Raw genomic sequence first — 13,413 nt, 5'->3', positions numbered from 1 at the left:
TTTCCACATGATCCGCCGACGGTTCATCACCGCCGGCGAAAGCTTGTGTCACTTGATGATGCCGTTGTCTGCTATCAGCTTGCGAGAGGCCGTCAAGCGCTGAACCGTGCGCGGGCCCTCCTCCAGCCACATAGCACGGCAATCACGGTACATGCGTTCTACAGGACCATAGGGGTTGTCCTCGAAGTAACCAATGCCCCCGAAGATTTCGAAGCAGTAGTCAGAGACCAGCTTGACCGTGTCTATGCTGAAGAGCTTGCACATGGCAGCTTTCTCCTCGATGTCCTCCCCCCTGTCATACTGCTCAGCCAGGTCGGTCAGCATGCAACGCAGAGCGAAGATGTGGGTACCCATATCGGCGATCATCTGCTGGATGGCTTGACGCTTGGCCAGGGGCTTACCGAAGGTAACGCGGTCCTTTGCGCGGGCAATGGCCATCTCCAGGAAGCGCTGGCTCATACCGAGATTGGAAACGGCGATGTGAGCGCGAGAGATGGATAGAGATGCTATCGCCACATGGAGGCCATCACCTTCCTCGCCCAGTTGGAATCGCTTGTTGACGCGCATATTGGTGAAGCGCAGCCCGGCATGTCCTGCACCCCTGCAGCCCATCATGTGGGGCATGGGAACAATCTCATATCCCGGTGTGTCAACAGGCACATAGAAAGCAGTAAGGCGCTCGGGACCTGGCTTGTCGGGATCGGTCACAGCAAAGACATAGGCCGCGTCCGAACAGTCGGTATGAGAAATCAAGGTCTTTTCGCCGTTGAGAATGAAGTCATCGCCATCCCTGACGGCAGAGGTATGCAGATCGGCGCCCGTTCCACCAGTTTCCTCAGTCAGGGCAAAGCAGGTGAAGATGCTTTTGTCCTGAAGCTTGGGCATGACCTCGGCCTTGAGCTCGGGCTGCCCGAACTCATTCATGATCCTCCAGTTCAAATCAGCGGCATAATGCAGGTGCATTCTCATGCCGCCGGGTCCACGGGAGAAACGCTCCTGGACTTGGAAGATCTGATGGCAGTTCAGACCGAAACCACCATACTTCAGCGGAAGCGCAAACCTATATAGATCATTGTCAATAGCCAGTCGGAAGAACTCCTTGGGGAAGGTATTGGTAACTTCCACCTCCTTCTGCATTTCATCAAATTCGTTCTCTGCAAGGTGCTGGATCTGCTTCAGATAGAGTTGGAACTCATCATCAGTCATTTTGGTTCCGGGTTGAGTATGCACCAGCTTTTGTGTTGGTTCCATTACTTACTGCTCCTTTTCTTTTGTGCCAATCTTTTTGGCAATCAGAAATACATCAATGACCAGTCCGACCAGGGCCACACAAATAGCCACCATGTAGGCACCGCGATAGGCCTCCACACCTGCCGACTGGTCTATAAAACGCGCTGCGATCTGAGGACCCAGGAGTGCACCAATGGCATAGCCGAAGAACATGATGCCGTAGTTGGTACCGGAGTGGGTTTGGCCAAAGACGCTACTTGTCAGGGTCGGGTAAACCACCAAGACGCCACCGAAGGAGGCTCCCAGCAGAATGAGGAAAATTGCAAAAAACCAAACATTGCGGGCTACGCTCAGGCCACCCAAACCCACCATGGTCAGGATAAGAATCAGAGCCAGGGTCTTGGTCTGACCCAGCTTGTCGGTCAAGCGCCCAGTAATTAGACGGCCGCAGAAGTTGGCCAAAGTATTTATGACAACCATATTGGCTGCCGTTATCGGAGTCATGCTGAGCTGGACCTGGGCAATGGGCGACAAGGAGCCGATCAGCATGATGCCTGCTGTGCAGGAGATGGCGAACAGGGCCAGCATGAGCCAAAAGCGACCGGTCTTGAGCATCTGTCCAGGGGTGTAATCGTTGGACTCTACGATCGCCGTTGTCGCTGTGCCCGTGTTATCCACCTGCTCGGGTGAATCCATAAGCCAACCGACAGCCCAGCAAATGATGAGGTAGGCCAGACCAATAGGAATGAAGCCGTTCATCCCAAACTTGTCACAGAGGACAGCACCGACCTTAGCCAGGACCAGAGGCCCCAATGAAGCGGCAGCGAGCAGGAAGCCGGAAATGGTGCCTCGCTTCTCAGGGAACCACTTCAAAGCAGTCAATAGAGCAGGGTTGTACATGATTCCATTGCCGGCGCCCGCCATCAAACCTACTGTCAGGTAAAGGAGCGGAAGGCTGTGGACAAACGCCGTCAGGCCCCATCCCAGCCCAAAAACGAGTCCTCCCACATACATGAGCTTCTTGGCCCCGAATCTGTCCATGATCCAGCCGGAGGCTACCCCAAAGCAGGCCATGAAGAACTGGTAGAGGGTCAATGTGAAGGCAACCTGCGAGGCGGTGCCATTTACAGCCTTGCGTAGGGGTTCAGCGAAGACGGAAAACGCTGACGACGCGGCACAACAGAAAATAATTAAGAAAGCCGCTGTGAAAACAAACCAACGGTTTCTGTTTTTCCCAGTGACAGCTTCTACCATTTGGCCTCCTTGCCCGATGAGTATCTGTCAATCCGTCTGCACAACTAGGCCTCACGATAGTGACGCAATTCACATATTCCCAATACAAAATAGGAATGATTTAATAGGGCAACAAAGTATAATTAGCAACTTTGCCAACAAGAAACTCACAAAACAGATCATCAAGGTTGCTCTGTATTAAAAATACATATGGACCCATAGCGAGTCATTATTTAATTTGTTGGATTTTTTTTCATACGATGGGAATGAATCGCAAGGAAGAGATCATATTCATACATGACTGCCGGGGCTAGATAAATTCCTCATGTAGCTTGAAGAAAAGAAGGTACGACCAGTGAATCTCCATCAGCTCAGTTACTTTCGAACATTGGTTGAATACAGACAATTCACCATAGCGGCAGAGGAATTGCATATCAGTCAGCCGACACTCAGCAATTCCATCAAATCCATGGAGAAGGAGCTGGGATGCCTGCTGGTCAAGCGATGTGGGCATCAGATAGAACTTACCGAATATGGCAAAATGTTCTACAACACTGCATGCTCCACTCTGACTGTATTCGATCAAGGGGTCAAAGCACTCCATGACAAGGTTCAGAGCGATGCCGACTATGTGAATCTAGCCTGCATTCCCACTTTCATCGGCACCTATCTTCCCCGCGCCATAAAGGCCTTCCAGGAAATGAATGGGGGAATGCCCAAGTTCATACTGGCCAACCAGATCTCCCTGCCCATTCTGGAAGGGCTGGTCTCCGATAAATACAAGATGGGAATCTGCTCCTACGACCCGAGATTCGAAGAACTCAACTTCATTCCTCTCTATGGCGAACGGTTCGTGGTCGCGGTTCCGCCGAGCCACCCCCTGGCTGCGTTCGAGACCATTAATCCCTACATGCTAACCTCATACAACTTAATCACCTACGGGGATGACACCCCTATTGGGCGCGAGATTCGAGAAAGCCTTGCCGATATCTGGGTGGATCTGCGCATAGCCGACACCCTGGATGGGGAGATCACGATAGCAGGCGAAGCCTTGGCCAACGATGCCGTTGCTGTGGTAGCAGACACTATCCTTCTGGATTCCTTCGAGCTGCGACGAATACCACTCAATGTCAGCAAGGACACCCACAAAGTCTATATCGTCTACGATCCGCGCCGTCAGCTTTCCCACTGGTACAAGGAATTCGGGCTCTTCCTGCAGAAGGACTTGGGAAAGGGACTGAACCCAAGACTGAAGATGCTCCGATCCTCCAGCTAACCATCAAGGATCACAGATTACGCCACTGGCCTACACAGTGGCAGGGCAAATCATTCTGCATAAAGCAACGACATGAAAAGACAACATACCCGTGAAAGGAATGAGGTAATGGACAATATCAATCCAACACAGTCTGCTCAGTTCTCGCAGACCAGCATGGACCCAGTGAAGTCGGATCGGATCGAAGGGGCCCTGGAGGAACTGAAAGAACACTTTGGCCCGGATGCACTCAAATCAGGAAGCGAAATCAACTCTGACTACGGGCACGATGAGATGGAAACCGTCTTCCACCTGCCCGATATTCTGATTACGCCGACCTGCACCGAGGATGTCTCCCAGGTCTTGAGAATAGCCGATCGCTACGAGATTCCCGTAGTTGCCAGAGGCGGGGGAACCGGTCTGGTCGGAGGTTCGGTGGCCGTCGAGGGTGGAATCATGATTGACCTGGCCGGCATGAACAAGATCATCGGAATTGACGTGACCAATGCCATGCTGATCACCCAGCCCGGTGTTCTTCTTAAGGATGTAGCGGCCTATGCCAAGGACCACGGTTTCCTCTATGCACCGGACCCTGGTGAAAAAACAGCCACCATCGGCGGGAACATATCTACTAACGCTGGCGGCATGAGAGCAGTAAAATACGGAGTGACCAGGAATTCGGTAGAAGCCATAACCGTGGTAACAGCCTCCGGCGATATCGTCAACTTAGGCGGCATCGTCAGCAAGAACAGCTCTGGTTTCGATCTGAAGGACCTGATCATAGGATCCGAAGGCACCTTGGCAATCGTCACCGAAGCCCGACTCAAGCTCTTCCCACTGCCCAAATTCAGCACCAGCCTGCTCATCCCATTCAACGACTATCATGCAGCTATTTCAAACGTTCCCAGAATTTTAGCCACTGGAATCAGACCCACTGCTCTGGAGTTTTTTGAGGAGGACTCTATTGCCCTCTGGGAGAACTACGCCCACGATTCCTTCCCTGAAAAAGGATTCAAGGCCTACCTTCTCCTGACTTTCGATGGAGCCAGTCAGCAAGCCATCGAGGAGGCCTATGAGGAAACGGCTGAACTCTGCCTGGCCCATGAGGCCGCCGATGTATTCGTTCTGGATGACCAATCTCTCTCTGACCAAGTGTGGCGAGCGCGGGACTCCTTCCTCGAGGCCTTCAAAAATTCCACATCACAAATGGACGAGATTGACGCTGTGGTTCCGGTAGGATCTTTGGCAGACATGGTGGACTTCACGCACTCCTATTCCGAAAATAACGGAATCAGAATAGGCGGGTTCGGGCACGCAGGAAACGGAAACCTTCACCTCTACATATGCCGAGACGACCTGAACGATCGTGATTGGCGAACCAAATTGCGTCTGGCCTTCGACGCTCTGTATGGCAAAGCATACGAGCTTCAAGGAAAGATCTCTGGTGAACACGGGATCGGTTACGCCAAGCGCGACTATCTGGTTGCCACAACCCTGCCTCAGGTTCTCACCATGATGCGTGCTGTGAAGCGGGCCTTGGACCCCAAGAACATTCTCAACCCTCAGAAAGTTATCTGATCGCAACCAGTATCCCACAACATTGCCTGGAAAATTAACGATCCTGGCGAACCGTCCGGGAGCCTGACCGGTCTTAGGTTCCCGGACGCATATTTCATTTTTTTTAGGGAGGAATCCTTAACTATGTCCACTCAAAACCCAGGGTCAGTCATGAAGAAGCCCAAGCAGTCCAAATATGCTTTCCTGATCGTTCTTTCCGGCATTATTTTCACCGGTGTGCCTGGGGCCATGATCTACAGTTGCGCTGGCATCTTCTTCTCACCCGTTTCGGAGTATTTCCATGTTTCCAAGGCAGCCGTGGCTGGATACTTCAGCGCCTTGAACATCACCATGATGGTGGCCCTGCCCATAGCAGGCAAGTTGATGAGCAAGTTCGACCTTCGCATCGTTTTAACATGCTGCGCACTCCTGTCGGGGATGGGATGCCTCTCCATATCTTTCATGTCGGCCGTCTGGCAATTCTACATAGCGGGAGTCGTCATGGGAATCGGTTTGCCGGCCCTCCTTTACCTGGCTGTACCCGCCATGATCAATGCCTGGTTCAAAGTCAAGGTAGGTTTTCTGACGGGGCTCTGCATGGCTTTCACCGGCATCGGCGGGGTCATCTTCAACCAGTTGGGTACTGTACTGATCAGAACAGGGCATGATGGATGGCGCCGTGGATACCTGGTATTCGGACTCATCATATTAGTGGTCACTCTCCCATTCACCATTTTTATCGTCCGTTCCGATCCCTCAGAAAAGGGTTTGGCCCCCTACGGCTCTGAACGGACAGAAGCCGATAATGAACCTGAGCTCCAAACCAAAGGCGTTATGGCGCCGAGGGCTATGAGAACCAGCGCCTTCATCGCCCTGGCAGGTTTCTGCGGCATTATTACCATGAACCAAACCGTCTATCAGTTCCTGCCATCCTATGCTCATTCATTCCAGAACAGTGCACCACAGATTGCCACCCTGACGGGTCTGATAGCATCCTGCTGCATGGCCGGACAGGCCATAGGCAAGGTCTTCTTGGGAGCTGCCAACGACAGAAGCATCATCGGTGGCATGGGGATGGGCATCGGCTGCGGCATTCTGGGTGTGGCGCTGATGGCCTTGATGCCTACGATCGCTCCTGTGCTTTTACTTGGATCCTTTGCCTTCGGATTCGCCTATGCTTTCCCCTCGGTTCAGACGCCACTTCTGGTTCGCGCTGTATTCGGATCCAAGGACTACACCAACATTTACTCCAGAGTTCAGATGGTCGGAGTCCTGGCCTCAGCCTTTGCTGCCCTCTTCTGGGGAACCATAGTGGACATGCCCCACGGGTACGCCATCATGTTTGCACTTAGCGCAGTTTGCATGATCATTACTTTCGTCCTCGGGGCCTGGGCGCTGAAGCAGCGTCCCAAGCTCAAGGCACTCATGGAGTGATCCTGCTCTAATCCAGAAACCCACGTTCTGAGCCTTTGTTGAAGTTTGGTGATTCGATCAGGTTGGTCAGTCAGTGAGGCATCGTGCGTAATGATGACGATTGTGGAACCCGAATCGTAGAATCTTTGACCTGTTCTCAAAATCGAGAGCGACAGAGGGCTCGTCAGCAAGAACACCCTCGGGATTCATGACGACGGCCCGTGCGAAGACGGCTCATGCTTTTCCTCACTAGATCATTCAAGCGGTTTTTGCCACGATAGGCCCGATGTCCAGAGAGCGTCGACCAACTGGTCAGATCTTCCGGAATTTCCCTTGCCGGGTGTCCGTACGTGGAGCAGGAGCAGCTTGACGTTGTCCACTATGCTTAAGGGAGCTGATGAGCGCAGATTCCTGCAGCACGAACCCGATTTTCTGGTTCCTCCATACGGCAGATTCCAGGTCTGACAGCATGCACGCGGATCTGCCTAGCAGCATGTATCGAGCAGGCCGAGGACGTTCAGCAATGCTCTCTTGCCAACACCAGGCTCTCCTATGATGGCGACCTTCTCGCCCTCTGCAACCGTCAGCGAGCAATGTTCAAAAAGAGTGACTCTTGCGCAAACTGGTAGCACGGGATTGGAGATAGTCAATGTAAGTGAGACAGGTAGATAATACGTAAACACTGTCCCTTCCCGCACCAACCAGGCAACATCGAAGAATCGATTCAATCCCTCTCCCTATAAGGACCAGTCTGCGCTCTCCCCCTGCAAGCGAACCATCCGCGCGAACTTACCATTTGCAGCCATAAGCTCCTGCGGAGAACCCTGCTCGACCACACGCCCATGGTCAAGAACGACAATCTTGTCAGCCTGCTCGACGGTGCGCATCCGGTGGGCGATGACCATGACGGTCTTCCCCACCAGCAGTTGTGACAGGGCTTCCTGCACCTGCGTCTCGTTCTCTACATCCAGGGAGGCGGTAGCCTCGTCAAGCAAGACAATCGGTGCATTCTTGAGGATGGCTCTGGCAATGGAGATTCGTTGCCGCTCGCCCCCGGAAAGTCTGGAGCCGTTTTCACCGATCATCGTCTGGTACCCCAGTGGCAGGCGTGAGACGAACTGGTCACAGTTGGCGGCCCTGGCCGCAGCCAACACATCCTCGTCACTGGCACCGCTCCGCCCCATCCGTATATTGCCCATGACTGTGTCATCAAAGAGCATCACGTCCTGGAAAACCACGGCATAGTCGCGCAGAAGAACCTCCGGATCCACTTGGCTCACATCCACTCCTCCTACGGTGATGGAGCCTGCAGCAGCATCCCAGAAGCGAGCCGCCAGCCGAGCACAGGTCGATTTCCCGGAACCCGAAGGGCCGACCAGGGCCGTGATCTCCCCCTCCCTGGCAGTGAAACCGACATCTTTGAGAACAGGATCACCTGCCGTTTTACCCGCAAGCGCGGGATAGGAAAAGGCAACGTGGTCGAAGACGATATCGTGCCTATCGGGGCGGAATTCCCCACTCCCCTCGGCCACAGGTTCATCGGTGATCGAGCGAATCCGCCGGGCCGAACTCTGGGACTGGAAGAGCTCCGAAACCAGCATAAGCGCCTGGTCAAAGGGGGAATAGATCCGTGAAACCATCAGGAGGAAGAGGAACATGACCATAAAATCGATCCTGCCCTCAATGATCAATCCGGCAGCCACCAGGAAGGTCGTTGCCACACCCAACCTCAAAACCACCATGGCGGAGTTCAATATGAGGCCATTGGTCATCTCGGTTCGGACCGTGGTGGCTTCGGTGTCATCGATGATCGAGAAGAGCCTGTCCAGATACCTGTCTTCTTGGTTAGTGGCGTGAATCTCCCGAACACAGTCGAGCGCCTCCTGAATGCCATCACTGACTCTAATTTGAGCCTGCCTCGTGCGCCGTGACGAAGCTTCAACGAATCGTCGAGTGGCAAAGATGATAGCGAAGGCCACCGGCACACTCCAGAAGGCAGCCAGGTCAAGAGCCCAATTGATAGGCAGAAGCGACAGGAATATCAGGACGGATGAGACGACCGCACCGTAGAGCTGGCTCAAGGCATGGGCATAGGCATGTTCCATGGTGGCCACGTCACCCAGAATGGTATCGGTCAGATCAGCTAGGTCACGCCGCCCAAAAAAGGAGAGCGGCAGTTTGCGCAGTCTCTCGGCCAGGTCGATCCGCTGCTTTCCGGTCTGGCTGAAGACCGCGCCATAGGAATAACTGTATTGAAACCAGGAGGAGCCGAAGAGAATCAAGGCAAAAGCCAGGAGACCAGCCAGGTAGGGCAAGATCTCCGGCAGGGGCGCCCCTGCTGTCAGGTGCTCAACAAAAACCTTCATGACCAGCAGAAGGAAGCCCGTTCCCGCCATGATGATCAGATTGGTCAGCGTGGTCCACAGCGTTCCCAGAACCACGATCTTCATGCCTTGGTCGGACAGGGCATACTTCTTCTTGAATGAGGCGAACACTTATGCCTCACCTCCTTCCCTCTTAGTGGCGGAATCACCGGTCGACATGTACGCAACAAATGGATCCGTACCGGGAACGGTGCGATCCTCAACCACAGTGAAGCCTGCGGGGTTTTGATCCGCTTTGTCGGCAGCCTTCGAAGAGTTGTCGACCTTCCAGGAGACCGCCCGCTCGTAATCAGACCAGAGACGGGCATAGGTACCCTGCGCATCAAGAAGCTGGCGATGAGTGCCCTGCTCAACCAGGCGGCCCCCATCCAGCACCAGAATTTGATCGGCATGCGCCACAGTCGACAGACGGTGGGCAATCATAAGAACGGTTCGCCGCCGACCCCCTTCATCCTGGGTCAGCTTGGTCAGCGCCTTCTGTATCAGGACCTCGTTCTCGGGATCGGCAAAAGCGGTCGCCTCATCCAGGACCACAATGGGAGACTCCTTGAGGATCGCCCTGGCCAGGGCCACACGCTGGACCTCTCCCCCGGAAAGATAGGTTCCCCCGGAGCCGAGCATGGTATCCAGCCCCTGGGGGAGCTTGTCCACGATGTCCGTGCACTGAGCCGCTCTCAATGCATCCAGGACCTGCTCGGCAGTCGCTTCCGGTCTGGCTGCGCGGACGTTTTCGAGCAGGGTCGCGGAAAAGAGCCTGTTTGTTTGGAAGACAAAGGCGACCTGCCCCATCAGATCGTGGGAATCGATGGACCTGACATCAATGCCGCCCACAGCGACCCTGCCAGAGTTCACATCCCAAAAGCGCGGCACCAGGCTGGCACAGGTCGATTTTCCTCCTCCCGAGGGACCGACCAGGGCCACCATTCCACCCTCCGGCACCTTGAAGTCAATCCGGTCCAGTGCTGGACGATTGGCACCCGGATAGGTATATGACGCCTGATCCAGAGTCACATCCGCCGACTTCGGGTGTTTCGGTTGGGCAGCTACCGTCAGGGGATCAATACTGAGCACGCCGGTAATTCTGTTTAAGGCATCGTCAGCCTTGCTGAAGGACTCACTGGAGAACTGCAGACGAGTCATGGCTGTGGGAACCATGCCCGAGAAGACGGCATAGAAGGCGAAATCGGTCAGGAAAGAGGTAAAGTCACTCTGCCCTGGAGCCAGCAGGATAGCTACAGGAATAATGAAAACCACAGTCCCGTTCAGGGCCGTCATCTGAATGGTCTGGGGCAGGTGGCAGATTTGCATGGCATAGTTCCTGGCTATTCGGCTGTAATGCTCGATGGCCTCGTGGAAGGCCTTGAAGGAATAAACCGTCTGCTGGAAGACCTTGACCACCGGAATGCCACGGACATATTCGGTTCCCGTCTTGGACATTCGCACCAGGGCATCCTGGTATTCCTTCATAAAGGACTGTCCCTGATCGTTCATCATGACACGGATGCAGACCAGGGCAATCAGGGTGGGGAAGAGGCAGGCCAGGCCCATACGCCAGTCGAAAATCAGCATCAGTATCGGCATACCCAGAATCATGGCGAAGGAGCCGGCTGCATCAGGGAGTATATGGGCAAGCAGATTCTCGGTATCGCCCGCCGAGCCATCAATGGTGCGACGCAACTCCCCTGAAGCATGGAGGTCGAAATAACCCAGAGGCAGGCTCATCAGGTGGCTTATGGCCTCTTTACGCATGTTGGAGGCACTCCGAAAAGCTGCCAGATGCGCCATCAACAGTCCTGCACAGTACAGAATGACGGAAGCCGCCGCAAACCCCAATCCGGCCCATCCGTATATGGCGATTCCCGTGGCCTGGGACCACTTCGGCGCTACGGCGAGGAGGTCTTTTACCGCCAGCCATATGCAGATATAGGGTCCAAGGCCGGCAATCGTGGAGAGGGCGGACAGACCACAGCCGAGATAGGAAAACACCTTACGAGGGCCAGCGAAATCAAGCAGCCGCATTAATGAACTACGCCCATGCGACCTCTCCTGTCCAGGCCAGCCTCCACCACCCTGAGCTTTACTTTCTATAGGATCCGGTTTGCTTCCCGAATCCACCTGGTCTGTGGTCATCCCTTTCCTCCTGATTTTCATCCAAAGCCTTGTCGTTCGTTGCCATCGAACGTAATCTGAGAAGCCAACGGCTGGAAGACCGTCACAGAGCAACGGATGAATCCATAAAAGGTGCGAACGAAAACGAAAGTCTATCGAGAACGCTGCAAGGCCGGCAGCATGAAACCAGGTGCGCAATGACAGACCACGAGATACGCTCCGAATCCCGCGAGATTCAGACCCTGTACCGTCCCCAGGTGGAACAACTCGGCATGGAGCTCCATCACCGGTCGGGTGGACTGGAAGGGCAGGTCGATGGCGACATTTGCCGGGGAAGATTCCAAGCCAATCCGGCAGGTCCTTATTGCCTGGTCATATGGCACGACATCACCTTCCTGCGCGAGATGGATTTCAGTGAGTACGCCATAACCGACTACGCCTGCCTGACCCTGGATGAAAGCCCGGCATCCAACGCCGCTCCTTACGAATTGCAGCCGTGTACGATGCAGGAGGGCAATATGGCCTCCCTGGTCCAGCGGGCAGGATCAGTCACCAACCGTATGCCGGCAGGCTCCCGCTCACGGACCCGGAGCATCTGCATCCTACCCGACTATTTCATGGAGCTGGAAAACCAATGGCCTGGCCAGATCAAGGGACTCTTTGACGCCTTCTGCCAACCCTGGCCACCCGGTATTGCCCTGGCCGCTTTAACCGCCATGTCAAAGTTGTCCCCCGGAAGGCCGGGCCAGACGGAGTTCCTCATCAAAGCACACATCGACCTCCTCATGGCAATGTTGGCCCAGGCTTCCTCTGCACCTGAACAGAGCCACGAACCGTCGCTCGACCACGACCTAGTCCAGCAGGTCAAAACTCACATCCAATCCCATCTTGGCGGCGACCTCTCCATCGATCAGATAGCCCAATCCCTGTATGTGGGACGCACACGTTTATGCCTCGCCTTCAGACGTCAGACCGGTACAAGTCTGGCCAGGTACATCAGAGAGCAAAGAATGGACCGGGCCCGCCACCTTCTCTCGTCAACCACGGAGGACATTGCCTGGATTGGCAGGCAGGTCGGATATACGCATCTCAGTTCATTCAGCGCGGCTTTCACCAGAGAAACCGGGATCGCTCCAATCTCTTGGCGCAAGCAAAGCAAGCGTATCGAATAAGCTCGCTGCAATTTATACGTCCGCAATTGCGAAAGTCAAGTAGACGGTCACAGAACCGAGGACTATGACCTTATGAACGTTCCCCTAGCTGAGATCCTTGTCAGATTTTGGCGTCCTGGCAGAGGAGCCGTATGAAGCGATGGTGATGTTTCCGTCCTGACAGAAGGGAACCAGCTCACGTTGCTCCTCACATATAGATCAGGTCCATATGGCTCTGCATCGAAACTAAGGAGCCTATCCGCGGCTTGCCGCCACGTGTCGTTATTTCTAGAACTTTCAGGCGTAGATGGCGCTTGCTCCCGGGTAATGTACTTTTCCCGCTTTCACCAGATTGTGCAGAGCATCCATTTCTCTTCGATGATGCGAGGTATTCCCAGCGGTGACTGATATAGAAGTCTACGTAGACTATTCCCAAACGTTCCAGGCTATAGTCGATTTGCTGCATGATAGGCTAACGTGAATGCACGCGCTAGTTGGAGTGATTCGACGGGGAGGAAGAAGACTTTGGTGGCAACGGCGATTCCGTCCTACTTCGCTACTTCTTCAGGCCCTGGCCCAGGTATCGTCCAGAATTCCTATACGGATAAGCATTGGCAATGTCAAAAAGCTGGATGGGTCTTCGAGTAACAAAATATGCTTCTTAGCGTTAATCTACGATAACCGAAAGCAGCTCCTGTCAGGCTTTCGCGCTTTTCAAGATAAGCGCACGACCGGAGAAGCTTGACCAAAATTTGGTCCGCTCTACTTCATCGACAGTGGCTCTTAGGTTGAAGGATCATCGCAGCAACAGGCTTCACCTTCTGTGCTAGACGCCCGAGTGCCACGAAATACGACCAAGTGGCCGCAAGTTGCAGGATACAGAGACTATAGGAGCAACGTGGACTGCGGGTAGACCTTCTAGAAAACCGATTATGGCTTCGGGGAAAACCTCACCATCCAAGCCAAAGGAACGTCCCATTTCAAGAAGACCCTCAATATCCACCCTTTGGCAACATCGTAGGCTCCGCTCTCAATCCTCTCAGCCAACAAAGTGTCGAGAGTCTGTACAGGAAGTCCTTCG

At 54.2% G+C, this 13,413-nt stretch carries 8 protein-coding genes; 4 read left to right on the top strand and 4 right to left on the bottom strand.

Features of this window, described 5'->3' with window-relative positions; translation table 11 throughout:
- Positions 1–48: 48 nt before the first annotated feature.
- On the bottom strand, positions 49–1,251 hold the full coding sequence (locus AC0AP0_RS00310) for an acyl-CoA dehydrogenase family protein (RefSeq protein WP_110413084.1): 1,203 nt from the start codon (positions 1,249–1,251) through the stop codon (positions 49–51).
- A 3-nt stretch (positions 1,252–1,254) separates the two neighbouring features.
- Complete coding sequence (locus AC0AP0_RS00305) at positions 1,255–2,484, bottom strand: OFA family MFS transporter (protein ID WP_490428801.1); 1,230 nt, start codon at positions 2,482–2,484, stop codon at positions 1,255–1,257.
- A gap of 334 nt (positions 2,485–2,818) precedes the next feature.
- On the opposite strand from AC0AP0_RS00305, the gene AC0AP0_RS00300 reads away from it, so the two are divergent.
- The 3 genes from AC0AP0_RS00300 to AC0AP0_RS00290 all read left to right on the top strand — a co-directional run bounded on the left by AC0AP0_RS00300 (position 2,819) and on the right by AC0AP0_RS00290 (position 6,709).
- Positions 2,819–3,739, top strand: coding sequence for a LysR family transcriptional regulator (locus tag AC0AP0_RS00300; protein WP_490428800.1), 921 nt, complete (start codon positions 2,819–2,821; stop codon positions 3,737–3,739).
- 108 nt (positions 3,740–3,847) lie between these two features.
- On the top strand, positions 3,848–5,296 hold the full coding sequence (locus AC0AP0_RS00295) for an FAD-binding oxidoreductase (protein WP_490428799.1): 1,449 nt from the start codon (positions 3,848–3,850) through the stop codon (positions 5,294–5,296).
- A 123-nt stretch (positions 5,297–5,419) separates the two neighbouring features.
- Positions 5,420–6,709, top strand: coding sequence for an MFS transporter (locus AC0AP0_RS00290; RefSeq protein ID WP_490428798.1), 1,290 nt, complete (start codon positions 5,420–5,422; stop codon positions 6,707–6,709).
- 716 nt (positions 6,710–7,425) lie between these two features.
- Here AC0AP0_RS00290 and AC0AP0_RS00285 read toward each other — a convergent pair.
- Both AC0AP0_RS00285 and AC0AP0_RS00280 read right to left on the bottom strand, forming a co-directional pair.
- Positions 7,426–9,183, bottom strand: coding sequence for an ABC transporter ATP-binding protein (locus AC0AP0_RS00285; RefSeq protein ID WP_490428797.1), 1,758 nt, complete (start codon positions 9,181–9,183; stop codon positions 7,426–7,428).
- On the bottom strand, positions 9,184–11,091 hold the full coding sequence (locus tag AC0AP0_RS00280; RefSeq protein WP_490428796.1) for an ABC transporter ATP-binding protein: 1,908 nt from the start codon (positions 11,089–11,091) through the stop codon (positions 9,184–9,186). It abuts the gene before it with no gap.
- A 287-nt stretch (positions 11,092–11,378) separates the two neighbouring features.
- On the opposite strand from AC0AP0_RS00280, the gene AC0AP0_RS00275 reads away from it, so the two are divergent.
- Positions 11,379–12,353, top strand: coding sequence for a helix-turn-helix domain-containing protein (locus tag AC0AP0_RS00275; protein ID WP_490428795.1), 975 nt, complete (start codon positions 11,379–11,381; stop codon positions 12,351–12,353).
- Positions 12,354–13,413 lie beyond the last annotated feature (1,060 nt).

It is taken from the genome of Bifidobacterium sp. POST2/T3 (B1) (genome assembly GCF_058197115.1).
The sequence above is the reverse complement of the archived record's forward strand: the minus strand, read 5'-3'. Positions and strand labels throughout refer to the sequence as shown.